16 protein-coding genes and 2 pseudogenes are annotated in these 23549 nt (G+C 64.0%); 10 read left to right on the top strand and 8 right to left on the bottom strand.

Annotation, left to right across the window (positions count from 1 at the left end; all coding sequences use genetic code 11):
• Positions 1 to 379 precede the first annotated feature (379 nt).
• From L284_RS33280 to L284_RS33265, 4 genes are read left to right on the top strand one after another with little or no spacing between them, the layout of a single operon-like run.
• Complete coding sequence (locus L284_RS33280) at positions 380 to 2347, top strand: TonB-dependent receptor plug domain-containing protein (RefSeq protein ID WP_021233643.1); 1968 nt, start codon at positions 380 to 382, stop codon at positions 2345 to 2347.
• A gap of 3 nt (positions 2348 to 2350) precedes the next feature.
• On the top strand, positions 2351 to 6241 hold the full coding sequence (gene cobN / locus L284_RS33275) for a cobaltochelatase subunit CobN (protein ID WP_021233642.1): 3891 nt from the start codon (positions 2351 to 2353) through the stop codon (positions 6239 to 6241).
• Positions 6228 to 6701, top strand: coding sequence for a MotA/TolQ/ExbB proton channel family protein (locus L284_RS33270; RefSeq protein WP_021233641.1), 474 nt, complete (start codon positions 6228 to 6230; stop codon positions 6699 to 6701). Before cobN ends, L284_RS33270 begins: the two co-directional genes overlap by 14 nt.
• Positions 6701 to 7006, top strand: a complete 306-nt coding sequence (locus L284_RS33265; RefSeq protein WP_021233640.1) for a DUF2149 domain-containing protein — start codon at positions 6701 to 6703, stop codon at positions 7004 to 7006. The genes L284_RS33270 and L284_RS33265 overlap by 1 nt, the downstream gene beginning before the upstream one ends.
• 385 nt (positions 7007 to 7391) lie before the next feature.
• On the opposite strand, the gene L284_RS47275 is transcribed toward L284_RS33265, so the two are convergent.
• Positions 7392 to 7829 carry a TonB-dependent receptor plug domain-containing protein gene (locus tag L284_RS47275; RefSeq protein ID WP_031341895.1) on the bottom strand — a complete coding sequence of 146 codons (438 nt, stop codon included), beginning with the start codon at positions 7827 to 7829 and terminating at the stop codon, positions 7392 to 7394.
• A gap of 322 nt (positions 7830 to 8151) precedes the next feature.
• Between L284_RS47275 and L284_RS33260 the strand changes: the two genes are divergently transcribed.
• The 3 genes from L284_RS33260 to L284_RS33250 are packed head-to-tail and all read left to right on the top strand — an operon-like array spanning position 8152 to position 11578.
• On the top strand, positions 8152 to 8889 hold the full coding sequence (locus L284_RS33260) for an ABC transporter ATP-binding protein (protein WP_021233639.1): 738 nt from the start codon (positions 8152 to 8154) through the stop codon (positions 8887 to 8889).
• Positions 8886 to 10325: an ABC transporter permease gene (locus L284_RS33255; RefSeq protein ID WP_021233638.1), complete on the top strand. Its 1440-nt coding sequence runs from the start codon at positions 8886 to 8888 to the stop codon at positions 10323 to 10325. The genes L284_RS33260 and L284_RS33255 overlap by 4 nt, the downstream gene beginning before the upstream one ends.
• Positions 10322 to 11578, top strand: a complete 1257-nt coding sequence (locus L284_RS33250; protein ID WP_021233637.1) for a DUF3526 domain-containing protein — start codon at positions 10322 to 10324, stop codon at positions 11576 to 11578. Before L284_RS33255 ends, L284_RS33250 begins: the two co-directional genes overlap by 4 nt.
• 305 nt (positions 11579 to 11883) lie before the next feature.
• On the opposite strand, the gene L284_RS33245 is transcribed toward L284_RS33250, so the two are convergent.
• The gene (locus L284_RS33245) at positions 11884 to 13257 is read right to left on the bottom strand and encodes an IS1182 family transposase (protein ID WP_021233636.1); all 1374 of its coding nucleotides are present in this window, start codon (positions 13255 to 13257) and stop codon (positions 11884 to 11886) included.
• A 272-nt stretch (positions 13258 to 13529) separates the two neighbouring features.
• On the opposite strand from L284_RS33245, the pseudogene L284_RS33240 reads away from it, so the two are divergent.
• Positions 13530 to 14321, top strand: a pseudogene (locus L284_RS33240) (amidohydrolase); the annotation flags it as partial.
• Here L284_RS33240 and L284_RS49080 read toward each other — a convergent pair.
• The 4 genes from L284_RS49080 to L284_RS33220 form a co-directional block, all read right to left on the bottom strand.
• Positions 14271 to 14840 (bottom strand): PepSY domain-containing protein, encoded by a 570-nt coding sequence (locus L284_RS49080; protein ID WP_021233634.1) that lies wholly within the window; start codon positions 14838 to 14840, stop codon positions 14271 to 14273. The pseudogene L284_RS33240 and the gene L284_RS49080 sit on opposite strands and share 51 nt — an antisense overlap.
• Positions 14837 to 15100, bottom strand: coding sequence for a hypothetical protein (locus L284_RS33230; RefSeq protein ID WP_040712988.1), 264 nt, complete (start codon positions 15098 to 15100; stop codon positions 14837 to 14839). The genes L284_RS49080 and L284_RS33230 overlap by 4 nt, the downstream gene beginning before the upstream one ends.
• A gap of 62 nt (positions 15101 to 15162) precedes the next feature.
• The gene (locus L284_RS33225; RefSeq protein WP_021233632.1) at positions 15163 to 17451 is read right to left on the bottom strand and encodes a TonB-dependent siderophore receptor; all 2289 of its coding nucleotides are present in this window, start codon (positions 17449 to 17451) and stop codon (positions 15163 to 15165) included.
• A 766-nt stretch (positions 17452 to 18217) separates the two neighbouring features.
• The gene (locus tag L284_RS33220; RefSeq protein ID WP_021233631.1) at positions 18218 to 18949 is read right to left on the bottom strand and encodes an SDR family oxidoreductase; all 732 of its coding nucleotides are present in this window, start codon (positions 18947 to 18949) and stop codon (positions 18218 to 18220) included.
• A gap of 188 nt (positions 18950 to 19137) precedes the next feature.
• Between L284_RS33220 and L284_RS33215 the strand changes: the two genes are divergently transcribed.
• Together L284_RS33215 and L284_RS33210 are read left to right on the top strand one after the other, a co-directional pair.
• The gene (locus L284_RS33215) at positions 19138 to 20034 is read left to right on the top strand and encodes an AraC family transcriptional regulator (protein WP_031341889.1); all 897 of its coding nucleotides are present in this window, start codon (positions 19138 to 19140) and stop codon (positions 20032 to 20034) included.
• A gap of 152 nt (positions 20035 to 20186) precedes the next feature.
• A pseudogene (locus L284_RS33210) lies at positions 20187 to 20818 on the top strand (tyrosine-type recombinase/integrase).
• A 485-nt stretch (positions 20819 to 21303) separates the two neighbouring features.
• Here L284_RS33210 and L284_RS33205 read toward each other — a convergent pair.
• Positions 21304 to 22497 (bottom strand): IS91 family transposase, encoded by a 1194-nt coding sequence (locus L284_RS33205; protein ID WP_021233619.1) that lies wholly within the window; start codon positions 22495 to 22497, stop codon positions 21304 to 21306.
• Positions 22498 to 22500: 3 nt separating this feature from the next.
• A complete protein-coding gene (locus L284_RS33200) occupies positions 22501 to 23415 on the bottom strand; it encodes a tyrosine-type recombinase/integrase (RefSeq protein ID WP_021233618.1) in 915 nt (304 codons plus the stop codon).
• Positions 23416 to 23549 lie beyond the last annotated feature (134 nt).

The raw sequence follows: 23549 nt of genomic DNA, 5'->3' as shown, positions 1-23549 counted from the left end.
TCACGCAGCTTGCCGATGATCTCCTCGGGCTTGTGCTTCCGAGCCATTCCATTCCTCCTTCGTGGTCCAGACTACGATAGTCGATGGGCCACTCAGAAGGGGGCAGATCAGGGGAATGCGCCGGACGGCTTGTGCGGTGAACGTGTGTGGTAGTGGCGGCTGCTCTTGCTGATGATTACCGATAGTGCATGCTGGAGGGGCACGATCGAAGAGAGCCCGTCCGATAACGGACGTGGCGCCGAAAACAACAACGATATTGTCACATTCGCAAGGTACGTTATATCATCGCATGATTCGCAGATCGGCATGGCCGATGCGGCAGAGGGTACCGGGGTGTTCTCCGCCGCGTTGCGATTTGGGTCGCATGTTCGGGGGTTTGATGAAAAGGCTGGTTATCGCGGCAGTTCTGCCGCTGGTCGTCGTGCAAGCTGCGCAGGCGGCGGAGCAGGACGATGTCGCAACGATACGGGGCGGACGCCGTGCGGCGGTGTCCGGGCAGGAGATCGTCGTAACGGCGACGCGCGGCGAGCAGGAGATTGCGCAGGCTCCAGCGTCGATGTCGGTCGTCACCGGTCCGGAACTGCGCCGCCGACCGGTACAGGATCTTGCCGAAGCGCTCAAGAACGAGCCGGGCGTTACCATCAACGGTGTGGGGATGACACGGCGCGGGATCTCGATCCGGGGAATGTCGAACGAGCATCTGCTGACACTGGTGGATGGGCGCCGGATCACCGATTCCGCTGCCAACATGGCGCATGTCGATTTCGATCTGGGTTGGGTGCCTACCATTGCAATAGACCGGATCGAAGTCGTGCGCGGGCCGCTTTCTGCACTTTATGGGTCGGAGGCGCTGGCCGGCGTCGTTAACGTCATCAGCCGCAGACCTGAACAGCGGCTGGAGGCCAGCGCCCTTGCGCTACAGGGTGTCCGTGACGGTGAGGGCGGCGATACTTCCCAGCTCTCTGCACTTGTCGGCGGCCCGATCGTCGAGGACAAGCTGGGTATCGTCGCCTGGGGCGAGTACCGCAGGCGGGGACGCACGACGAGCCATGTCGACCCGCTTCAAAGCGAACTGGAGGCCCGAGAGGCGCTCAGCGGCAGTGCCATAGCCTGGTGGAAGCCGGCGCCCGGCCACCGCATCGAGATCGGACAAGCCGTAAGCGAGGACGACCGCGCGCGGGATACGGTGACCACGGGCACGGCCCCGGTCTATTACGAGTATCAGGACCACATCAACCGCGCCCAGACACACGGCAGCTATAGTGGCAGCTTCGGCTGGGGTGAGGTTCAGGCCCGCGCCTATCGTTCGGTGCTGAAACGCAGGAACGAGCGCGATCAGGACCAGACGCCGACACAGCCGACGCGCGGCGTGGATTTCGTGGCCGATGCGCGCGTCACCGTGAATGCCTTTACCGGCAACCGGCTGACGCTCGGCGCGGAACACCGCAACGAATACTTGCGCGATTCAACGATCAACACAGCAGGCGAGGACAGCGTCAATCACGATGCACTGTTCGTACAGGACGAATGGGCCTTCGGCGATATCGCCAATCTGACCGTTGGGAGCCGGTTCGATCACCATCCCGCCTACGGCTGGCAGACAAGCCCGCGTGCCTATCTGGTGCTCAAGCCGCTTGAGGGGCTGGTGCTGCGCGGGGGCGTAGGCAAGGCGTTCAAGGCGCCGAGCCTGAAACAGCTCTCGCTCGGCTACATCACCGTGGCGGCGGGCGGCCGTTTCACTATCACCGGCAACCCGGACCTCAAACCCGAAACCAACACGGCCTATGAATTGGGCGCGGCCTATTACGGGCAAGGGTGGCATCTGGGGGCAACCCTTTTCCAGAACGACCTCCACGGGCTGGTGCAGACCATCTGCGTGGAGAATTGCGGTATCCGCGGGCGCGAGCGACGCGCTTACGTCAATGTCGACAAGGCGCGCATTCGCGGCGTGGAACTGAACGGCGCGTGGACGCCGGTGGAAAGCTTCTCGCTCTCGGCCAGCTATACTTATGTCGACCCGCAGGACCTCTCGAACGATCAGGAACTTGCCGAACGGCCCAGCCACAGCGCCAAGTGGCAGGTCGCATGGGATTTTCTGCCGGGCAGCACGGCCAGCCTGCGCGGCCGCTACATCGGCAGGCAGACGATCTATCAGAGCACGGTGCCGGTGCGGCTTTCCGGCTACGATTTGTGGTCGATGGACGTCAGCCACGCGCTGAACGAACGGCTTACGGTGAAGGCGGGCGTCGACAACATGTTCAAGAAGCGCCTTGCCGAAACCTCCGCGCTTTACACCTATGCTGAGCCGGGGCGGGTGTTCTTCGTCGGACTTGGCGCGCAGTTCTGACGGATGCGGCGCTGGCTGATCCTGTTCGCCGCCTTCCTGACGCTGGCACCGACGATTTCGGTCGCTGCCGATCGACCGGTCGTGCGGATCGTCAGCACCAGATTCGTGCTGGCTGCCAAGTTTCTCCGTCTTGCCCAATGGGCCGAGGCGGAGGACTACCGCATTGAGTGGCGTTATGCCGATGACGGGGGGACCGGAAGGGCCGACATGGCTGCGGGGGCCGATCTCATCGTCATCGACGGCCCCAGGCCAAGCGACCGTGCCGCCGCTGAAAAAGCGCTTGGATCCTTGTCCGATCTGCGGGTTCCGTGGATCGAGGTGGGCGGCGGTCCTCCGGCATGGGGCGGACTCGATCAGGCGGTGGCGCGCCGGCTGATCGGCTATTATGCAGGGGGCGGCGAAACCAACCTGCGTGCTTTCGTCAAGGCTGCGGGGCTGGTGCTGTCGGGCGATGATCCTTTCGCGCTGCCGCCGCCTGTGCCCTTGCCCGCCAACGGCCTCTACCACCCACAGGCGCCTTCCGCTTTCGATGATCCGGCAAGCTTCGCCGCTTGGGCAGGCGCGCGCGGGCAGGGCCCGGTCGTCGCCTTCGCGATTTCCCAGGGGCAGGTGCGCGACATGCAGACCGGGGTGCATGAGGCACTCGCACGCAGCGCTGAGGCACGAGGCCTGGCGCCGGTGTTCTTCTGGTACGACGAGCGCGATCCGCAGGCTTTGACCAGGGTGCTGCGCCCTCTGCACGCGCAGGCGCTGGTGAACCTCACGCACATGCAGGACGGCGACGCCCGCAAGGCCGAGTTCGAGGCACTGGACATCCCCGTTCTTCAGGGGCTGGTCGAACGCGGTATGACCCCGGATCAGTGGCGCGCCGCGCCCTCGGGGATTTCCGGGGCAAGCGGTGCAGTCATGCTCAGCGTGCCGGAAAGCTGGGGCATTTCCGATCCGCTCGTCATCGGCGCGGTCGAGAACGATGAGCCGGTGCCGATCCCGGAGCAAATTGCGCTGATGACGGGAAAACTGGCGCGTCTGGCGGCTCTGCGCGGCATGCCCGCCGCCGAAAAACACCTTGCGCTGTTCTTCTGGAACTACCCGGCGGGCGAGCGCAATCTGGCCGCATCCAATCTCAATCTGCCGCTCAGCCTTGCCCGCCTGACCCGCGATCTGGCGGCGGCGGGCTACGCGGTGACGCCGGCAGGAGAGCAGGACCTGATCGCAGCCGGACAGGCCATGCTCGGCGGTCTCTATAGGCCGGAGAGTCTGGGCGATCTGGCTGTGCGCGGGCTCGCGGATCGGCTGCCGCTGGCCGAATACAAGGCCTGGCTGGCGACGCTGCCCGAATCCGTCCGACAGTCTGTGGCCAAACGCTGGGGCAGGCCTGAGGACAGTCCAGCGCTGCGTGACGGCGCGTTTCTCATCCCGCGCCTCATGCTCGGCAAGTTGTCGATCCTGCCGCAGCCGCCGCGCGGCGGTGACCCGGCCAAGTCCTACCACGATGCCGCCACTCCGCCGGACCATCGCTATCTTGCGACCTACCTCTGGGCCCGCACCCATGGCCTTGCCGATGCGATCATCCACTTCGGCACGCATGGCACGCAGGAGTGGACGCCCGGCAAGGACCGGGGGCTCTGGGCCACCGACTATCCCATGTTGCTGCTGGGCGACGTGCCGGTGTTCTATCCCTACATCCAGGATAACGTGGCCGAAGCGATCCAGGCGCGGCGGCGTGGGCGGGCCGTAACCATCAGCCACCAGACGCCTGCTTTCGCGCCTTCCGGCCTCTACGACGAACTGCGCGATATCCACGCGCTGATCCATCAGTACGCGCAACTGGATACGGGACCGGTGCGCGAGCGTGTCGCCGCCGAGATCGTCGCCAAAGCCCGGACCGCCCATTTCGATGCCGAACTCGGCTGGGACAAGGCGGCCATCGCCCGCGACTTCGGCGGCTATTACACTGCGCTTCACGACCACTTGCACCAGATCGCGCGGGCATCGGTGCCGCTTGGCCTGCACACGTTCGGTAAGGCGGCCGAGCCCGCACAGCGCCTGACCACGGTGATGCAGCAGCTCGGACCCGATTATATGAAAGCGCTGGGTCAGGATCCTGCCGAAGCCTTCGCTGAGGATTTCGCGCAGATCTCCGAAAGCGCCCCCTATCGCTTCCTGCAGCGCTATCTGCGCGAGGGCCAAGACCCGGCCACGATTTCCAACGCGGCCTTGCACGCGCAAGTGGAGAAAGCGCTGCTCTATGACCGCAACCTTGCCGAACCGGGCGAGACGGAAGCGCTCCTTCACGGACTTGGCGGGGGTTTCGTTCGAGCCGGCCCCGGAGGTGATCCCGTTCGCGAGCCGGACGTGCCCAGCGGGCGCAACCTTTATGCCTTCGATGCGCAAAAGGTGCCGACACCTGCGGCTTACGCGGAAGGCGGCAGAGCACTCGACCGTTTGCTGGCGGCTTACCGCGAGAAACACGGCGGAGAGTGGCCGCGCAAGCTGGCTTTCTCGATGTTTTCCGGCGAGACGGTCCGCACGCTGGGCATAGGCGAAGGGCAGATCCTGCAGGCGCTCGGACTGCGTCCGGTCTGGGGACGGGGCGGCAAAGTGGAACGGCTGGAGATCGTGCCTGCCGATCAGCTAGGTCATCCGCGTATCGACGTGCTGATGCAGCCAACCAGTGTCTACCGCGACCAGTTCGACGTTTTCATGCGCCTTCTGGCGGACGGCATCGACCGTGTCGCCGCGCTTGACGAGGACACCGGCCCTGCCGCGCATGCCCGGGTGCTGGAAAAGCGTCTCGTTGCTTTGGGGATTTCGCGCGAGCGTGCCCGCGAACTCTCGCGCCTTCGTATCTTCACCAATGCGCCGGGCGATTATGGCACTGGTCTTCCCGACCGCGTCGTCACTGACGGGAAAGGGGCGTGGCAGGATGAAGCGGCGCTTGCAGAGCCCTACCTCGCTCGTCTCGGCTATGCCTACGGTGCGCGTGACTGGGGGCTCTCGCTGCAGGAGACGGACCTGTTCGCCGAGCAATTGCGTGACGTCGATGCGGCGGTGCTGATGCGTTCGTCCAATGTCCATGGTCTGCTGTCGACCGACCATCCCTTCGAGCACCTCGGAGGGCTGTCGTTGGCTGTGCGCATGGTTTCCGGCAAGGCGCCTGATCTTTTCGTCACCGACATGCGCGGGACCGAGGCGCGGGTGACCAGCGCGGGCGGCTATATCTCCGAAGAACTGCGCTCGCGCTATCTCAATCCGCAATGGATCGGTGCGATGCAGCAGCAAGGCTATGCGGGGGCCAATGCCATGGCCGGCATCGTCAACAATCTCTGGGGCTGGCAGGTGACCGATCCGGCCAGCGTACGCGCCGACCAGTGGCAGGCCATGCACGACACCTATATTGCCGACACGCGCAAGCTGGGTATCGGCACGTTCTTCGCGCGGGTTCATCCCGGCGCGCAGTTGCAGATGGTCGACCGGATGCTGGAAGCAGTGTCGCGCGGTTACTGGAAAGCCGATGCGGCCAGTCGTGCGTCGCTTGCCCGCCGCCGTGCCGCACTGGTGGAGGAGGTTGTCCGTTCGGACGGTGCCGCGCGGGAACGGCTTGCGGATGCAGGCTTTGGCCTTGCCACGGGAATGCCTGCCCCATCGGCGGCCGCCGCGCCCGCCGCATCTTCTTCATTCGCGCCGCCGGTCGTCAAGGCGCCGGCGTCGGCCCCGCCGATGGGACGCGTGCTGGAACGCCAGCAGGCGCGCCCGGCCAAACAGCAACCGGCCTTGCGCGGCCAGATGCCCGCGCTTCTCGCCATCCTTCTGTTCTTCCTGATCGGCGTAGCTCTTGAAGCCACCGCGCGCCGCACTGTCCTTTCGCGAAAGACCAATCATGCCCGCACTTGAATCCACGCTTTACGATGCGTCCCGACTGTTCCTCATGCCGGTCATGGTGCTGATCCTCCTGGCACTGGTCTTCGCGATCGTCAGCCTCGGCCGCTTCGCATTCGAGGGTGCCGCAAGGGCGGCAGGACGGGCAGGGCGTCCGCTGGCTGCCTATCGTGCGCGCACCGGCTGCGCGAACGACGATCTGGAGCTGCTGATCATGCGCCGCCTCGAGTGGCTGCGTATAGTTGCGCGCAGCGCGCCGATGCTGGGCCTCGTGGCGACGATGATCCCGATGGGACCAGCCCTGCTCGCGCTCGGCAGCAACGACGGTGCGGCGGTCGCCAAGAACCTTGTCGTTGCTTTCTCTTCCGTCATCCTCGCGCTGGTGGCGGCCTCGATCAGTTTCTTCGTCTACACGATTCGGCGGCGCTGGCTGCTGGAGGAGCTGCGGGCCATCGAAATCGAAGGAGCCGTCTGATGCGCTTTCTCGAAGACGATGAGGCCGACGACCCGATCCTTTCGGTCGTCAATCTGGTGGACCTGTTTCTGGTGATCTGCGCCGTTCTCATGGTCCTGATCGCGCGCAATCCGCTCAATCCCTTTCAGTCAAAGGATGTGATCGTCGTTGAAAATCCGGGGAAGGAGGACATGACGATCACCGTAAGAGACGGGGAGAAGCTGGAACGATATACCTCGACCCGCAAGATGGGAGAAGGCGGCGGTGTGAAGGCAGGGGTGACCTATCGACTGCCGGACGGAAATCTCGTGTACGTTCCGGAGTGAACTGCTGGCCCAACGACTTGGGGGAGGGCTCCCCACCGTGTGGCAAGGGATGATCTGAACCGAGCGCAAATGGTCTGATAAACGGGCGGAGTGGCGAGGCTACGGAGCATGCTCCATAGCGAGGTCCATCGATCCGGGGTGCCGGGCTCGGGCCGTGTGTAGCGGGCCAAAAATCGTTCGGATTTTCAGCATCGTGCATGCAACAGCGACAAGGCGATCGGCCTGGCGCATCAGGACGATCCGGCTTTCGCCAGATAGCTTGGTGCTCCGGGCAACGCCAGACAAGCAGCGCAGCGCGTGGTAATCTCGGCGCTGCAGGGCATCGGATCGCGGAAGGCATCAAAGTCCTCGGCATAGCCAATCAGGCGCCCGGTGAGGCCGCCGGTCAGCCCGACGTTAACGTCCGCCTCGCCGCGCACCCGGTCCCAGCTGCCATACTGGATTGCGGCGGTGCCGAAGCTGCGGCCCAGTTCGGCTTGCCTGGTGACGAGGTTGATCGTCCCGCCCGGCTCGCCGCGTCCAATGAGCGCCGCAGCGGGCCCTTGAGCACGACCCGCTCGATCCCGGCCGCATCACGCCGTCCGCCGAAACCGCGCTCGCCATTGAAACCATCGAAGAGATAGCCGCTCGGCATGTTCTCGTCGCCCGCGAAACCCCGGATCGCGAAAGAATTCCACAAGCCGCCAAGCGTGTTCTGACGCGCCACCGAGGCATTGAGATCGAGGGCGTCGGTCAGCCGCTGGATGCCATTCTGCTCCAGCGTCTTCGCGTCGATCTCAGCGATCGACTGCGGGATTTCCGAGACCGCAGACGTTGCCCCCACAGGCCTGGCGCACACCGGTCACGGTGATCGCCTCATTGCGCCCCCGTCGTCCACATCGGCCTCTTCGGCAGCCCCGCCACCAAACGGCGCCAGCCAGGGCGAGTGGCAGAGTTCCGGTCAGCAGCCGGCCGTCATTGGCAAAACCAAGCATGCGATACCCGATGAAGGTACCCCGGGGCAGCACCACAGCCCCGTTCGAGTCGTGCTTCTGTCAGCACGATCGACGGGTATCAATGATATGTTGCATCATCACAATGAATAAGGCAGGAGACCGCGCAATCCGCAGAAACCCTCAGCTTTCCAGCAATATTCGGGAAACACTATGACTGAAACGGCGCTGCCGATCCTGATTGAAAACCTCGCTGTCACTTATGGCGACCACCGGGTTCTGGACGGCCTGTCCCTATCGGTACCCGCAGGTAGCGTCACCGCTCTGCTTGGCGGCAACGGCGCGGGGAAATCGACTACGCTGTCGACCCTGCTGGGCTTTGGGAAGGCGCAAGGCGGCACCGTCTCGGTCTGCGGTATCGATCCAGGGTCAGCGCCTGACGAGGCTCGACGCCAAATCGCCTACCTGCCCGAAAACGTCGCACTCTACGAACACCTGACCGCCGTGGAGAACGCGCAGTACCTGCTGGCACTCTCGGGCGGGCAGCAGGACCGCGCGGCAATCGTCGAAGCTTTCGCCGCCGCCGGTCTGCAGGAACGCGCGTGGGACCAGCGGCTTGGCGCCTTCTCCAAGGGCATGCGCCAGAAGGTGGCCATTGCGGTCGCGCTGCTGCGCGAAGTGCCGGTGCTGCTACTGGACGAGCCGACTTCGGGCCTCGATCCGCGCGCAACAGCGGACTTCAATGCGCTGGTTCTTGCGGTGCGCGCACGCGGCACCGCCGTGCTGATGGTGACGCACGACCTGCTGAGCGCCGCCGACATCGCTGATCGCATCTGCTTCCTCGAAGCCGGGCGCATCGTCGAGGATGTGACCGCGCAAGGCGAGTACCGCTTCGACGTGCGCGCGCTGCACGCACGGTTTGCCGTCTCCACGCAGAAAGTTACGGCATGAGCGCCGTCACCCTGATAGCGCGTGACGAAGTGCGGCTGATGCGCCGCAACCGGGTTGCGGTGATCGCCTGCGCGCTGCTGGTGCTGCTCACCTTTGTCGCAGTGGCAAGTTCCTGGGCGCACAAGCGTGGCATCGAGGACTTGCGCGCCCGCCACCAGCACGAGGCCGAGCAGGCCTTCGACGCGCAGCCCGACCGCCATCCGCACCGCATGGTGCATTACGGCACCTTCATCTTCCGTCAGCTGAGCGCGCTGGCCGCCTTCGATCCCGGCGTCGATGCCTTCACCGGCAATTCGATGTTCCTCGAAGGGCACCGCCAGAACACTGCCAACTTCGGCGACGTCAACCAAAGCTCGCTGCTGGTTCGCTTCGGCCAGCTGACGCCCGCTTTCGTGCTACAGACGGTGGCGCCGCTTCTGCTGATCTTCCTTGGCTACGGTGTCATAGCCCGCGAGACCGAGCGCGGCACCTTGCGCGTGCTGATGATGCAGGGCGCGACGCGCAGGGAGATCGTGCGCGGCAAGCTGCGGGCGCTGGGCACAGTCGCGCTGCTGGTGGCGCTGCCTGCGATCCTTGGCCTTGTCGCACTGGCGGGCACGTCCGGTGCAGCGATCCTGCCGCTGGCCGCGATCGTGCTGGGCTATGCGGCATGGCTGCTCTTGTGGGTCACCGTCATCGTGCTCGTCTCTGCGCTGGTTAGCCGCAGCCGCGATGCGCTGCTGGCTCTCGTGGCGATCTGGGCGGTGAGTGTCGTCCTGCTCCCGCGCGTGGCGCCCGATGTCGCCAGCGCGGCGATACCCTTGCAGAACCGCCTGCAAACCGAAGTGGCGATCGCGCGCGATTTGCGCCGCCTTGGCGACGCCCACAACCCCAATGACCCGCACTTCGCCGCGTTCAAGCGATCGGTACTCAAGCGCCACGGCGTGACGCGGGTGGAAGACCTTCCCGTCAACTACAAGGGTTTGCTCGGCATGGAGGGTGAGCGGATCACCTCGGCCCTGTTCGACCGCTACAGCGGCGAAAGCTATGCCGCGCAAGGATCGCAGAATGCCGTGGTCGGCGCGGTCAGCGTCATCAGCCCTGCGATCGCCCTGCGTTCGCTGTCGATGGCGGCAGCTGGGACAGACTTCGCGGCGCATCGTGGCTTTCTCGAGCAGGCGGAAACCTATCGCTACGCTCTGGTCCAGCAGCTGAACCGGCTGCAGGCCGATGCCGTGACCTATGCCAACGACACCGCGAGCGACGCGGACGCCGACCGCCGCAAACGCATTGCCGCGGGAAATTGGGAAACGATGCCCGACTTCACCTATCGCGCGCCTGACGGCGCAACTCTCGCCGCCCGCGCCCTGCCGGGGCTGATCGTGGTCGCCGGATGGCTCGCACTTGCGAGAGTCTTGCTCGCCTTCGCCACCCGCCGCCTGGGAGAACGCCGATGAGCCTGTGGATGCATGAAGCCCGCCTGCTGCTGCGCCAGCGCCTCGCCATGATTGCGCTCGGCCTGCTGGCGGTACTGACGGTGGCGGCGCTGGTCGCGGGGATGGTCGAAGTCTCCCGCCAGCGCGCCGCCATTGCCGCCATTCCCGCCGCGCAGGCTGAGGACATTGGCGCTATCGCGGCCTGGGTCGACAAGAAGAAGGATGCCGGCAGCGCCGCCTACTACAGCTTCCACCCGACCTGGGACGCGCCTTCATCGCTCGCCTTCGCGGCGCTGGGGATGCGCGACGTCTCTCCCTACATCCTGCGGGTGCGGGCGCTGGGCCTCGAAGCGCAGATCTACGATGGCGATACCTTCAACCCCGAACTGGCCCTGCCCGGCCGTTTCGATTTCGCCTTCGTGCTGGTATTCCTGACCCCGCTGTTCGTCATCGCCTTGTGCCACGACCTGACCTCGGGCGAGCGCGAGGCCGGGCGCTGGCGCACGCTCGCCGCCTTGCCGCACGGCGGCGCGGCCTTGCGGCGCCGCCGCACCCTGCTGCGCCTCGCGCTACTCTGGGCGGCGATCGGCGTGCCCTTCGGCGTTGCAGCGGCCATCTCGGGCGTCGCGGCCGGCGCGATCCTCGCCATCCTGCTGGTGGTTCTCGCCTACGTGCTGTTCTGGGTGGGCGTGAGCGCGCTCATCAGTCGGCTGCACTGGAGCAGCGTCGCCAATGCGGCGAGCCTTGCCGCACTCTGGCTGGTGCTCGTGCTGGTCCTGCCCACGCTCGGCCATGTCGCGATCAACCGGATGATACCGGTGAACCAGGGAGCCGAGATCGCCCTTGCCCAGCGCGAGGCGGTCAACCACGCCTGGGACATCCCGCGCGAGGACACGATGCGGGCCTTTTACGCCAACCACCCGCAATGGGCCAATTCCCCGCCTCTGGGCACCGCCTTCCATTACAAATGGTACTTCGCCTTCCACCAGGTCGGCGACGAGAGCGTGACGGATAGGGTTCACAACTATCGGCAGGGCCTCGAAGCCCGCGACCATGCAGCGCGTAGCCTCGGCTGGGTGCTGCCCTCGGTCGGCGTACAGGCACTGCTGACGCGCATGGCGCGGACTGACCTCGCCGCACAGCTCGCATATCAGGATCATATCCGCGACTATCATCGCCGCCTGCGCGAGTTCTATTACGGCTACATGTTCCGCGACCGGCCCTTCGGCAAGGCGGACTTCGACCGTGCCCCGCGCTTCGACGCGGCGATTTGATGGGTAGCACGGTAGCAGCGATGTCACCGCGCCATCCGATGGCCGAACAATGGTTGCCTCGCGGACCATTTTCGGAACGCAAATCTCGTCATAGGAAATGTGCGCTCTCCGGAAGGTCCCGGAATCGCGACTTCCCAGTATCCCCGGCTGAAAGCCGCCATTCTCCTTACGGCACGTTCCATCCATTCCAGGAACGATCATCGGTGCTTCAGGAATGGTAGGTATTGGATAGATTGTGTTGAAAAACCCGGCGCTGAGATGGCGCTGTTGCGTGGCCAGACGGGGCTTGAAGGCTTCGTCCCTGTTTATGCGGGGTCCGGGGCTGGCATGGGGATCAGCTTGGCCATCTTGCGAAGGTTTTGGGCGGTGGCGGCGAGGAGGAACTCGTCTTTTGCGCCGTTTGGACCTCTCAGGCGCAGGCGATCCATCCTGAGAATGCGCTTGAGGTGCGCGAACAGCATTTCGACCTTCTTCCTCTGCCAACGGGAGATGAGATAAGCATCGGTGGCGGCAATGTCGCGCGCCAGATCACGGGCGCCCTCGTGGACTGAACGAACAATCTTGCGCGCTAGCTGGGTTGGGCAACAGCGCGGCTTGAGATCGCAGGCTTCACAGTCCAGCTTGCTGGCGCGGTAGCGTCGCGTGCCATACTCATCGACGAACGGTCGATCTTCGCGATAGACTTTCTGCCTCTGGCGCAGCCGCTTGCCGGTTGGGCCGATGTAGCTGTCCCCCTCCTGGTCGTAGGTGAAGTCGTAACGCTCGAAGGTGCCATCGCTGCGGGCGGACTTGTCGAACACCGGGATGTGCGGCTCGATCCCGCGCTCCTCGACCAGCCATGACAGGTTCTTCGCATCGCCATAACCAGTGTCGCCTGCGAGCCGCTCAGGCCACAGGCCGAAGCGCTCATGCGTTCGATCGATCATACGCCGCTGGGCCGTGACCTCGGCCTGGCGTATTGGTGTGGTCGGCTCGACGTCGACGATCACCGCGTGTTGGAGATCGATCAGGTAATTGGTGGCATAAGCGAAGAAGGCGCGCTCGCGGCTCGCCGCTGTCCAACGCGCCGCCGGATCGGCCACCGCCAACTGCTTGGGCGGCACCGGGGTTGCTCCGCCGAAGGCGGCGGTATCGAGCACGGCAAGATACTCGCGAACGGCATGGCTGCTGGTTGCGTCAGGCAGGGCGTCCGCGCTTTCCACGGCATGCTGGCGGCTTACATCGGCGCGGACGAGGCTGCCGTCGACCGCAAAACCTTCACCGCCGACCAGCCCCTCGGCAATGCAGCGCGCCACGGTCATCTCGAACAGCTGCCGCAGCAGACCACTATCGCGGAAGCGCCCATGCCGGTTCTTGGAGAAGGTCGAATGGTCAGGCACATCGCCTTCCAGCCCGAGGCGGCAGAACCAGCGATGGGCGAGGTTTACGTGCACCTCCTCGCACAGCCGCCGCTCGGACCGGATGCCCATGCAGTAGCCGATGACCAGCATCCGGATCATCAGCTCGGGATCAATTGAGGGCCGGCCAGTCGAGCTGTAGAAGGGGCGCAGATGTTCGCGGATGCCCGATAGATCGACAAACCGGTCGATCGAGCGCAGCAGGTGATCAGGCGAAACATGCCGATCCAAGTTAAAGCTGTAGAACAGCGCCTCTTGCGCCACCGTCCGCTGCCCCATCATCCCCACATCTCCGCTTGCCTACGGAGATACAGAATCAATACTTAGCACCATTGCAAGGCCGAGTTTCTCAACACAATCGGATAGGTACCTGCCTTGCCCGGCGCGGCTCGAGAACGTCAGTTTTGCCCCATCCAAGGCGTTGGGGCGGGGTGAAAGTACCCCTTGTGCCAGTTCGTTGGGCGATGTTGCACTTCCAGTTCGACGGCCTGCGCCCATCGGGATTTTAGCAAATTGGAATGCGGAAAGAGACAGCGTCAAGGTTCGAACCTTTCACCAACGGCGGTGGCCAGCCCAACGTCGTGCCGGACCAGGCCAGCATCTGGTACTTCTTCCGCGAGCGTACTTTCGCCGATATCCGCAAGCTCTACGAAGTCGGCAACGATATCGCCAAGGCCGCCGCGCTGGCCACCGGCACCACGATGACGCAGCAGACGCTGGGCTATGCCGCGCCGAACTTCGGCAACAAGCCGCTGGCCGAGGCGGCCTACGCCAATATCAAGGCGGTGGGAATGCCCAGATGGAGCGCGGACGACCAAGCCTTTGCTCAGGCGGCGCAGACCTTGAACGACCGCAAGATCGAGCCGCTCAAGTCAGAAGTGACCGAACTCTCGACGCCGGAAAACCGCAAGCCCTCCACCGGCGGGGGCTCGGACGACATCGGCGACATCATGTGGGCTGTGCCGACGATCACCATCCGCTTTCCCTCCAACATTCCCAACATGATCGGCCACAACTCCACCTCGGCCTTTGCGATGGCAACGCCGATCGCGCACAAGGGCGTGGAAGCAGGCGCCAAGGCGGTGGCGATGACCGTGCTCGACATCGTGACGACGCCGCAACTCGTCACCGACGCCAGGACCTACTTCACCGACGTCCAGTTAAAGACTGACGTTTACGACCCCGTCCTGTCTGACAAGGACTTGCCAGCGATCTGGCTCAACGAGCGCAACATGCAGATCTACAGACCGATGATGGAGAAGTATTATTATAACCCGGCCAAGTATCCGACTTATCTAGATCAGTTGGGTGTCAAGTACCCGACCCTGACGAAGCCGGCGGGGTAAGCGAATGAGCAAACGCATTCTGATCGCTGCCGCGTTCGCTGCGGCCTCGCTGATCCCGGCCGCCGCGCAGGCAGCCGCCGATCCGGCGCTGAAACAGGAAGTCGCCGCCGCCGTCGAGGCGCAGCGCAAGGTGAGGGGCATAACTCCGGAATACCGCTGATGGTTGCCGCGTTGCTCGCGGCCAAGCAGGTGATGGCGAAGCACGGTATCACGGGCGCGCTCCTTGCCCGGTTCGGGCTGGGGCTGCCAGTAGACCTGTGCGCCGGCAGCCCGTGCGTTAGGCATCGCGATGTACCAGCTCTTGGCGTCCGGGGCTTTGCTTTGCAGGAAGCGCTGCGCGCCGCCCAGTACGGCATAGGGCTGCTCGATGCGGTCCAGTTCCGGGCGCATCCAACGGTTCAGCCCCTCCCGCCAGAACGCGATGGTGCCGGCCATGAAGATGACGAACAGCACCCAGCCGAGCAGCAGGCCCGACCAGGTGTGGAGGAAGGATTGCGACTGGCGGAAACTCTTGCTCATAACCGTCCCGAACCCATGATCGACAGCCACGTCAGGCCGCCCGCGATGGCGCCTGTCACCGCGAGCGTCCAGAATGCGCGCCAGCCGCTGCGTGCGGCGAAGGCCCACATCGCGTTGCCTGCGCACAGCGCGAATGCGACGAGCGTTGCCGCCACAGTCGCTTCCGCTCTGTCACCTGGCAGCAGCCGCGCGAGCGCCATGGCCCAGAGGCTGGCGACCACGTAGCCCAGCGGCACCGCGGCCACGATGCGCAACGTCATGTCGCCGCGTCGCTTCCAGGCACCGGCAGGATCGCCGCTTGCCCTGCTGCCGGCTGCAGCGCTCACCGGTAAGTGAGCCGCAGCGTGGCGAAGACCGTGCGCGGGCTGCCGTAGAAGTTGCCGCGACCGGTGGCGGCGATACGCGCATAGTAGTTGCGGTCGAGCAGGTTGTTGACGTTCACAGAGAACGCGACGTTCTCGTTGAATTCGTACGCGGCGCGCAGATCGACCACGGCATAGGCGCTCTGGCGCACGATGGTGGAGCGGCTCACGACGCCTGTTGTGACATTCCGGATAGGCGGATTGCCTCCGAATGTCGAACTGAACCAGGTCAGGCCGCCACCCGCGCTGAAGCCTTCCAGCAGCCCGCCCTGCGCCTTGTAGTTGGTGAACACCTTTACCGAGTGGCGCGGGATGATCGGCACCAGCGGCAGCCCGTTGAGCTCGGCAGTGGCATCCTCGAGATATCTGGTCTTGGTGTAGCTGTATCCGCCGTTGATACGCCAGCCGGGAAGGATTTCGCCGGCTGCTTCGGCTTCGAAGCCTCTCGCTCGGACCTTGCCGATCTGCAGTACGATATCCTGATTGTCGGGATCGTTGAAGAGGCGGTTGGTCTGTTCGATCTGATAGACGGCGGCGGACAGCAGCAGCCGGTCGTTCATCAGCGACAGCTTGGTGCCGCCTTCGTACTGCGAACCCAGCAACGGCTTCACATCTCCGCCGCCGACCAGCGTTCGCCCCGCCGGGGTGGCCTGCGGGGTGAAGCTGTCGGCATAGGAGGCATAGACGTTCCAGTCCGAAGTTACGTCCCAGACCAGGCCGGCATAGGGCGTGAAGCGGTTGTTGATCGAATAGCCGCCCTTCAGGCCCAGAGTGGGAAGCAGCGTCTGGGTTTCGGTATCCCACCAGGTCAGGCGTCCCCCGCCCACCAGCGTGAACCCTTCAGCCGGACTGAGGCGCATTTGACCGTACATGCCATATTGGGTGATGGCGGAAGTGCTGCCGCCATAGACCTGCTTGACGCAGTTGGTCGGTGCAGGGGTGATCGTCGTGGTGGTGTTCGGGCAGATCGCATTGGTGCCCTGGACCGCGACATAGGGCAGTGGGCCATAAGGATCGAGCAGCGGCTCCATCGGTGAGACCGGATTGTAGACGTCGATCTTTGCGTAGTTCGACAGGCGCGTGAAGTAGCCCGTCGACCGACTTTCTTGATAGTCCATGCCCAGGATCAGCATCTGGTCGCGACCAAAAGCCGGGAAGCTGCCGATCGCGTTGAAGTCGAACGAGTGGGTCTTCTCGAACGTATCGCCGCGGTAGGCGATGTGGTTGGTCACGCCGTTGGTCGCAGTCACCGGCTGGCTGCCGATGTAGCTGTAGACGTCGAAGCGTTCGAGATCGGTGTAGAGCCCGCTGGCGCGCAGGGTCCAGCGGTCGCTGATCTGGTGCGTCAGGTCCGCGAAGATCGAAAGCGTTTCCGAGCGGAAGCGGTTCCAGTCGGCGCCGAGGTAGGTCGAGCGGGGCACGTCCAGAAGCTGGCCGTCGCTGCCGTCCGCGCCGCCGATGATGCCGGGCAGGCCGGTCTGGATCGCGGGCTTGAAGCGATCGTAAGTGACACCCACGCTGAAGGTGGTGCGGCTACCGATGTCGAACTTCGCGGTGCCGTAGATGTCCAGGCGGTTGCGGTGCGCGATGTCGTAGAACTGGTCCTGATCGTGGATCATGGCGCCGGCACGGATCGTCACGCCTTTGGCGATCGGAGTGGAGATATCCACTTCGCCGCGGAAGTTCTGGTAGCTGCCGTAGCCGGCCGAGGCCTGCGCCTTGAACTCGTCGAGCGGGCGCTTGCGCACCATGTTGATGCTGCCGGCCGGATTGCCCGAGCCGCTGAACAGGCCCGCCGGTCCGCGCAGCACTTCGAGCCGTTCGAAGAAGAACAGGTCGGGGATGACGGCCGAACCGCCGTAGGCGAACGTGGGCGTGCCATCGACCAGATAGTTGCTGATCGCAAAGCCGCGCGACATGAACGAAGCGCCTTCGCTGCCCACGCCGGTGACGGTGATGCCCGGCGTCGCGGTCAGCGCGTCTTCCAGCGTGAACAGGTTCTGCGCCTCGATCTGTTCGCGATCAACCAACGTAACAGTATTCGGGATATCCTTGAGTGGCGTGACGGTCTTGCCGATATCGAGGCCGTAGCTTTTGCCGAGCACGACGATGTCGCCGTCGCTGTTGCGCTCCTGGGCCGCATCAGCAGCAGCCGCATCTGCACTGGTATCGGCAAAGGCCGGGGTCGCAGCAATAATGAATGCTGCGGCGCCGACGGCGCTGACGGAGTTGAACAGACTGATTTTCAATGGTTCGCTCCCTGATTCGAGGGGGCGAATACACACGTTGCTATCGCGAGTCACTCGCAACTAACGACAAGCCTCTGGAGTTGTATAATGATCCAGAGTAGACACATTGTGGAAATGAAACCTCTCTGACCAATCGTGGGACGACCGCAGGCTCGACGCTCGATCGGACTTTCAGTTGTTGCAGCCGGCCAGCACGAACAGCGCGCCGACATTTGCACTGATCACGTCCAGGGCGAGATCTGTGGGGGGCGTGACACGCGGCTAGGGCCTTGACATATGCCAGCCGGAAGGAGAACGCATCCGTCTTCGATCGGATGGAGGCTGCCTAATTCCTGCAGCTGGCGCGTGACGATCGGCATAGGGCGGCGAACTCCCGAGCAGGTTGGCCCGACGTTGCGAGCTGCGCGCGGCTTCGTACGAAGCAAAAGTGCGCGCGCTTTGCCCCTCCCAGTCTTATCCCATCGACGTTTTACGTTTCCCTCAATCCCAGTCCGTCCAGGAACAGACACGTCAAGAACCTTTCAACGGAGGCGAAAGCAGACCCTCGGCACCCAGCAGCGGGATTCTAGTGGTTGAGCGTCTTAAATGGGGTCGATTTGTTGAGAGCGTACACAGGATTTGGGAACCCGGGCGGTCGGCTTCGAGGCGATATTCCAGATTGAGCGTTTTGTTCGGGGTAACAAGGGCCCGACAAATTGATGAAGCGAGTAGGAAATTCGGCCGCCGTTAGTAAAAGGGGGGCAAAATGCGATCGCCCCCACTCTCTTCAGATGGTTGAGCGGACCGGCCGGACGATCAGCGTGTTAACGTCCACATCCGCAGGCTGCTCCACCGCATAGGCGATAGCGCGCGCGATCGCGTCCGGGGTGAGTGCGATAGAGCGGAAATCGACCATCGCCTGCGCCGCAACCGGATCGGTGATCGTGTGTGCCAGCTCCGATTCCACCACCCCCGGCGCGATGATGGTGACGCGAATGTCGTCATGCTCCATGCGCAGCGCCTCCGAGATCGCGCGCACGGCATATTTGGTTGCGCTGTAGACGCCGCAGGTCGGCCAGACGGCATAGCCGCCGATCGAAGAAATATTGACGAACTGGCCGCTGCCCTGGCCTTTGAAGCGAGGGAGGGCGGCGGCAATGCCGTGCAGGACGCCGCGGATGTTGACGTCGATCATCCGGTCCCATTCGTTTACTTTCAGGCTGTCGAAGCGCGACAGCGGCATCAGGCCCGCATTGTTGACCAGCACATCGACGCGGCCATATTCGGCTTCCGTCGCGGCGATGAACGCCTCGAAATCGGCACGGTCGGTTACGTCGAGCGACCGGAAGTCGATGGTGCCTCCCGCTGCGTTCAGTTCCTCCGCCAGCGCGGCAAGCCGGTCAGTGCGGCGTGCGCCCAGCATCAGCTTTGCGCCGCGTATCGCCAGCAGTCGCGCGGTACCTTCGCCAATGCCGCTGCTGGCACCGGTAATCGCGATGACCTTGTCCTCGATAGCCATGATAGTCACTCCTGTTCGCGCGGACCGAACCATCGATCCGATGCCTGTACATGACGCTATCTGGTCGGAAGGTGGTAGAATGGTCATCCGGAATGATTGCACGATATTCCAGATCCCCAGCATCGGACTGGATCGGTCGTGGTCAGCCGTGTAGGCTGATTTTACCAACGGCTGTGAGAGAAGCGTTAATGGCGCATCGAGAACTGGCTCAGCAGATTGCCCGATACGCCGAGCGCGATGGCATCTTCGACACGCCCATCGCTCGACTTGCGTTGGTCCGCTCGGGCCAGTGCGGCGAGCCAGTGCATATGGTGCAACGCCCGGCGCTGTGCATCATCGCGCAGGGGGGCAAGCGCGTACTGCTGGGCGATGCGGTGATCGACTATGGCCCCGCCAGCTATCTCGTCGCCTCGCTCGACCTGCCGATCACAGGCGCTGTGACTCAGGCGAGCGCGAACGCGCCTTATCTCTGCTTTTGCCTCTATCTCGATCCCGCCCTACTTTCGGAGATCGCGCTGACCCTGCCGCCCCTTCCGGCGGGCGCGGATGAGAGCCGCGGGATGACGTTACACCCGATGACGCCTGAACTGATCGACGCGGCGACGCGGCTGACGGCGCTGCTGAGCGATCTGGCGAATGCGCCGCTCCTCGCACCGCTGATCGAGCGGGAATTGTTGGTGCGGTTGATGACCGGGCCGGGTGGAGGCGTGCTACGAGCCATTGCCAGCGGTGAAAGTCGCACCGGTCAGATTGCTCAGGCGATCGCTTGGCTCAAGGCTCATTTCCGCGAGCCGTTCAGCGGTGCACACCTTGCGGGCTTGGCCAGCATGAGCCTGTCGAGCTTCCATGACCATTTTCGCCGCGCCACCGCCATGACCCCTCTGCAATATCAAAAGCAGTTGCGGTTACAGGAAGCGCGGGCGCTGATGCTGGCCGACCGGCTTGACGCGGCAGAGGCGGGCTTCCGCGTTGGCTATGATAGCCCCTCCCAGTTCAGCCGCGAATATCGGCGCCTCTTTGGCGAGCCGCCCGTCCGCGACATCAGCCGTCTAAGGGCAACGCCGCAGATCGCGATGGAAATATAGGGGGCGTGCCGATCGTTATTGCCCCGACCGGCAACTGCGATTAGCTGCCGGTCCGCACCTGGGAACGAAAAATCGGCGTCTTAAGGACCGCAAAGGGTCGGCATCTCCTGAAGCGTTCTACTTATGGCCGTCAGGGCCATAGGAGATGTGTCATGGGATTATCAGAGTTTGATCCCGCCGCTCGCGAGCGGGTATCTTGGAACGCCGGCGCAAGGTTGGTGCGAAGCGGGCGCTAAAGCCCCGTCAGATATGGGCGATCCGTTTCTTTCTCGACCAGCATGGGCGGATCCGGGACCGTGCCCTCTTTGACCTGGCCATCGATAGCAAGCTTCGCGGATGCGATCTGGTGAAGATCAGGATCAGCGATATCGTTTGTGATCGGAAAATTCGAACACGGGCCACGGTCGTACAGCAAAAGACCGGCAGACCGGTTCAGTTTGAACTGATGACCGATGCTCGCGCCAGCCTGCTCAAATGGCTGGAACTGAGAGGTGGATCCTTGGAGAATTTTGCATTTCCGAGCCGTACCGATCACGCAGCCCACATAAGTACCAGGCAATATGCTCGCCTTGTTGACGAATGGTTCACGGGGATCGGACTGCCCAGCGAAGATTATGGCACCCACTCTCTGCGCCGAACCAAGGCATCGATCATCTACAAGGCGACTGGAAATCTCCGCGCCGTCCAGATTTTGCTTGGGCACACGAAGATCGAAAGCACGGTGAGATACCTCGGCGTGGACGTGGAGGGCGCTTTGACGCTGGCAGAGGGCACTGAAATCTGAAACTGCTCTGGGTCCTTGCCGTTGCAAGGACTCAGAGCCTACAGCTTGCGGCTGCGCGCCCGTTGTTGCCGTCCAACACCTCAATTCCATTGCTCGGAAGCAGTCATCCATCAGGCTTGAGCCAAGCCCTTGGGCGAGAAAAAGCTGCCGTTCCGCAATCGCCCCGGAGGCGGACGTTCAGCCTTGTCGAAGGGTTTCGGGCGCCGGCAGGCGTACGCAAACCCGGACATGTACGACCCGCGGATCGGCAAGAAATGCGCTATGGGGATTTCAGTTTCGGCGCCGTCTGGAGCTTGATGTGCTTCGTTGCGGACGCAGACATGGGTTGGCCATAAGCCCGCCGCCGTCATGGTCGGCGATACCGATGGAGCATCGTCGGACCCGCAGCAGGCGTTCTTGCGCCATGAAGATGGCGATAGGCGCGACGAAGGTCCGGTCCCGCGAGCGAAGTGTTGCGGGAGGGATGACGGTCGGGCCATGCCGGGTCATGACGCGGTTTCCCGGGTAGACAAGAGCATTTCCGGTGGGGCACGCGGTTGCCGCCAGCGCTCAAAGGTTTCGACGATTATCATGGGGCCGCCGCAGCAGGGGCATGGCGGGCGCAGGTCCGTCGGCTTTTCGGTGTCGGGCGCTTCAGGTTCGGGTGCGACTTGGAGCAGGTCGCGGGCAAGCCCGAGGCTGGCCTGGCGACGAGAGCCCGCCAGCAGGCCGTAATGCCGGATGCGGTGGAAGCCGCGCGGCAGGACATGGGTAAGGAACCGCCGGATGAACTCGTCGGCGGGGATCGTCATGATGCGCTGGCGATCTGCCCCATCCCGGCGGTAATCCTTGTAGCGCAAGGTCACGTCAGCGCCATCGAAGGCCAGGATCCGCCGGTTCGATATGGCGACCCGGTGCGTATAGCGCGACAGGTAGGCCAGCACCGCTTCGGGGCCAGCGAACGGCGGCTTGGCATAGACCACCCAGCGCTTCTTACGGACCGGAGCGATATGACGCAGGAACGCGCGGCGTTCGCTCAGTGGCGCGAGCGATCCGAAGAAGGCGAGCTTACCGCTATCGTGGAACTGGATCAGCCGGGTCAGGAATAGCCGGCGGAACAGCTTGCCCAGGACACGGACCGGCAGGAGGAAGGCGGGACGCGAGGATATCCATCGCGTCCCGCCCGGGCCGATGCCGCCGCCCGGCACGACCATGTGCACATGCGGGTGGTGCGTCATCGACGAACCCCATGTATGCAGCACGGCAGTGATGCCGATGCGCGCGCCGAGGTGCCTGGGATCCGCCGCGATCGTCAGCATGGTCTCGGACGCCGCGCGGAACAGCAGGTCGTAGAGCAGCGCCTTGTTGTGGAAGGCGATCCCGGCGATCTGCGCTGGCAGCGTGAAGACGACGTGGAAGTACCCCACCGGCAACAGATCGGCCTCGCGTTCCGCCAGCCAGGTACGCGCCGCCGCACCCTGGCACTTGGGGCAGTGCCGGTTGCGGCAACTGTTATAGGCAATCCGCCAATGCCCGCAGTCCTCGCAGGCCTCGACATGACCGCCCAGGGCAGCGGTGCGGCAGTTCTCGATCGCCGTCATGACCTTGAGCTGTGTCAGGCTCAGATGTCCGGTGTGGGCCGCGCGGTAGGCCGGCCCGGCAGCGCGGAATATGTCGGCGACCTCATGGCCGGCGCGCACGCCTCAACCGTCTGGCGATGCCTGCGATCGAGGAGCCGGGAGCACAGCCAGCTTGTCGAGCGGACTGACCACGTTCCTCAAGGTGCGGGTTGCCACCTGGGTGTAGAGCGCCGTGGTGTTCAACTTCGCGTGCCCGAGCAGCGCCTGGATGATGCGGATGTCGATCCCATCTTCGAGTAGATGCGTGGCAAAGCTGTGGCGCAAGGTATGGGGTCCGACCCGCTTCGTGATGCCGGCAGCGCGTGCTGCCTCGGCCGCGATGCGATGTATCTGTCGATAGCAGATGGGCTTGAGATAATGCTGCCCCGGGAACAGCCAGCCATCGCGGTGCATGACGCCCTGATCTCGTCCCTCCTTCCACCATGCGCGCAGAAGATGCAGCAGGTCATTCGGGAGCATGGCGTTGCGATGCCCGCCACCCTTGCCGCATTCCACTCGGAGCAGCATGCGCTCGCCATCGACATCGCTGACCCTGAGTTTGGACACTTCCGAAGCGCGCAGGCCCGCGCCATAGGCGACGGACAGGATGGCCTGATGCTTGAGGCTGGTCGTCGCGCCCAGCATCCGCGTCACTTCCTCGCGGCTGAGCACCGTGGGCAAGGACCGGGGATGCTTCACCCGGTAGAGCTTGCGGGTCAGGTCCGGGCGGTCGATCGTATGCGTGTAGAAGAAGCGCAGCGCGGACACGATGCTGTTCAGCGTAGGTCCGCCGAGCCCCGCCTCGCGCTGGTCGAGCTGGAACTGGCGCAGATCTTCACCCGTCGCGGTATCAGGAGGACGGCCCAGCCAGGTGGCGAACCGCGCCACATCCCGCAGATAGTTGCGCTGCGTGGCGCGTGACAGGTGGCGCAGGTCCATGTCTTCGGCCATGCGCTCGCGCAACGTCCGGACGGGCATCATAACGGTGGTGGTGTTCATCGTTCGACTCCTTGGTTGAAGGAGTCGATAGGGTCTGCCCCCGCTCGAACCGGCTCAAGCCAGACGCGTCGACGGCGAGGTCAGCACGACATCAGACCCGGCCGCCAATCCCGCGCCAGCGGGTTCGTACAAGG

Origin of the sequence: Novosphingobium lindaniclasticum LE124 (assembly GCF_000445125.1) — a bacterium.
Classification (GTDB): domain Bacteria; phylum Pseudomonadota; class Alphaproteobacteria; order Sphingomonadales; family Sphingomonadaceae; genus Novosphingobium; species Novosphingobium lindaniclasticum.
Note: the sequence above shows the minus strand (reverse complement) of the source record. Positions and strands in the feature narration are given on the sequence as shown.

What these genes read in the sequence shown, in the direction of transcription:
- L284_RS33280 (WP_021233643.1), top strand. Translation starts at nt 380, where the DNA reads ATGAAAAGGCTGGTTATCGCGGCAGTTCTGCCGCTGGTCGTCGTGCAA.
- cobN (WP_021233642.1), top strand. Translation starts at nt 2,351, where the DNA reads ATGCGGCGCTGGCTGATCCTGTTCGCCGCCTTCCTGACGCTGGCACCG.
- L284_RS33270 (WP_021233641.1), top strand. Translation starts at nt 6,228, where the DNA reads ATGCCCGCACTTGAATCCACGCTTTACGATGCGTCCCGACTGTTCCTC.
- L284_RS33265 (WP_021233640.1), top strand. Translation starts at nt 6,701, where the DNA reads ATGCGCTTTCTCGAAGACGATGAGGCCGACGACCCGATCCTTTCGGTC.
- L284_RS33260 (WP_021233639.1), top strand. Translation starts at nt 8,152, where the DNA reads ATGACTGAAACGGCGCTGCCGATCCTGATTGAAAACCTCGCTGTCACT.
- L284_RS33255 (WP_021233638.1), top strand. Translation starts at nt 8,886, where the DNA reads ATGAGCGCCGTCACCCTGATAGCGCGTGACGAAGTGCGGCTGATGCGC.
- L284_RS33250 (WP_021233637.1), top strand. Translation starts at nt 10,322, where the DNA reads ATGAGCCTGTGGATGCATGAAGCCCGCCTGCTGCTGCGCCAGCGCCTC.
- L284_RS33245 (WP_021233636.1), bottom strand. Translation starts at nt 13,257, where the DNA reads ATGATGGGGCAGCGGACGGTGGCGCAAGAGGCGCTGTTCTACAGCTTT.
- L284_RS49080 (WP_021233634.1), bottom strand. Translation starts at nt 14,840, where the DNA reads ATGAGCAAGAGTTTCCGCCAGTCGCAATCCTTCCTCCACACCTGGTCG.
- L284_RS33230 (WP_040712988.1), bottom strand. Translation starts at nt 15,100, where the DNA reads ATGACGTTGCGCATCGTGGCCGCGGTGCCGCTGGGCTACGTGGTCGCC.
- L284_RS33220 (WP_021233631.1), bottom strand. Translation starts at nt 18,949, where the DNA reads ATGGCTATCGAGGACAAGGTCATCGCGATTACCGGTGCCAGCAGCGGC.
- L284_RS33215 (WP_031341889.1), top strand. Translation starts at nt 19,138, where the DNA reads ATGGCGCATCGAGAACTGGCTCAGCAGATTGCCCGATACGCCGAGCGC.
- L284_RS33200 (WP_021233618.1), bottom strand. Translation starts at nt 23,415, where the DNA reads ATGAACACCACCACCGTTATGATGCCCGTCCGGACGTTGCGCGAGCGC.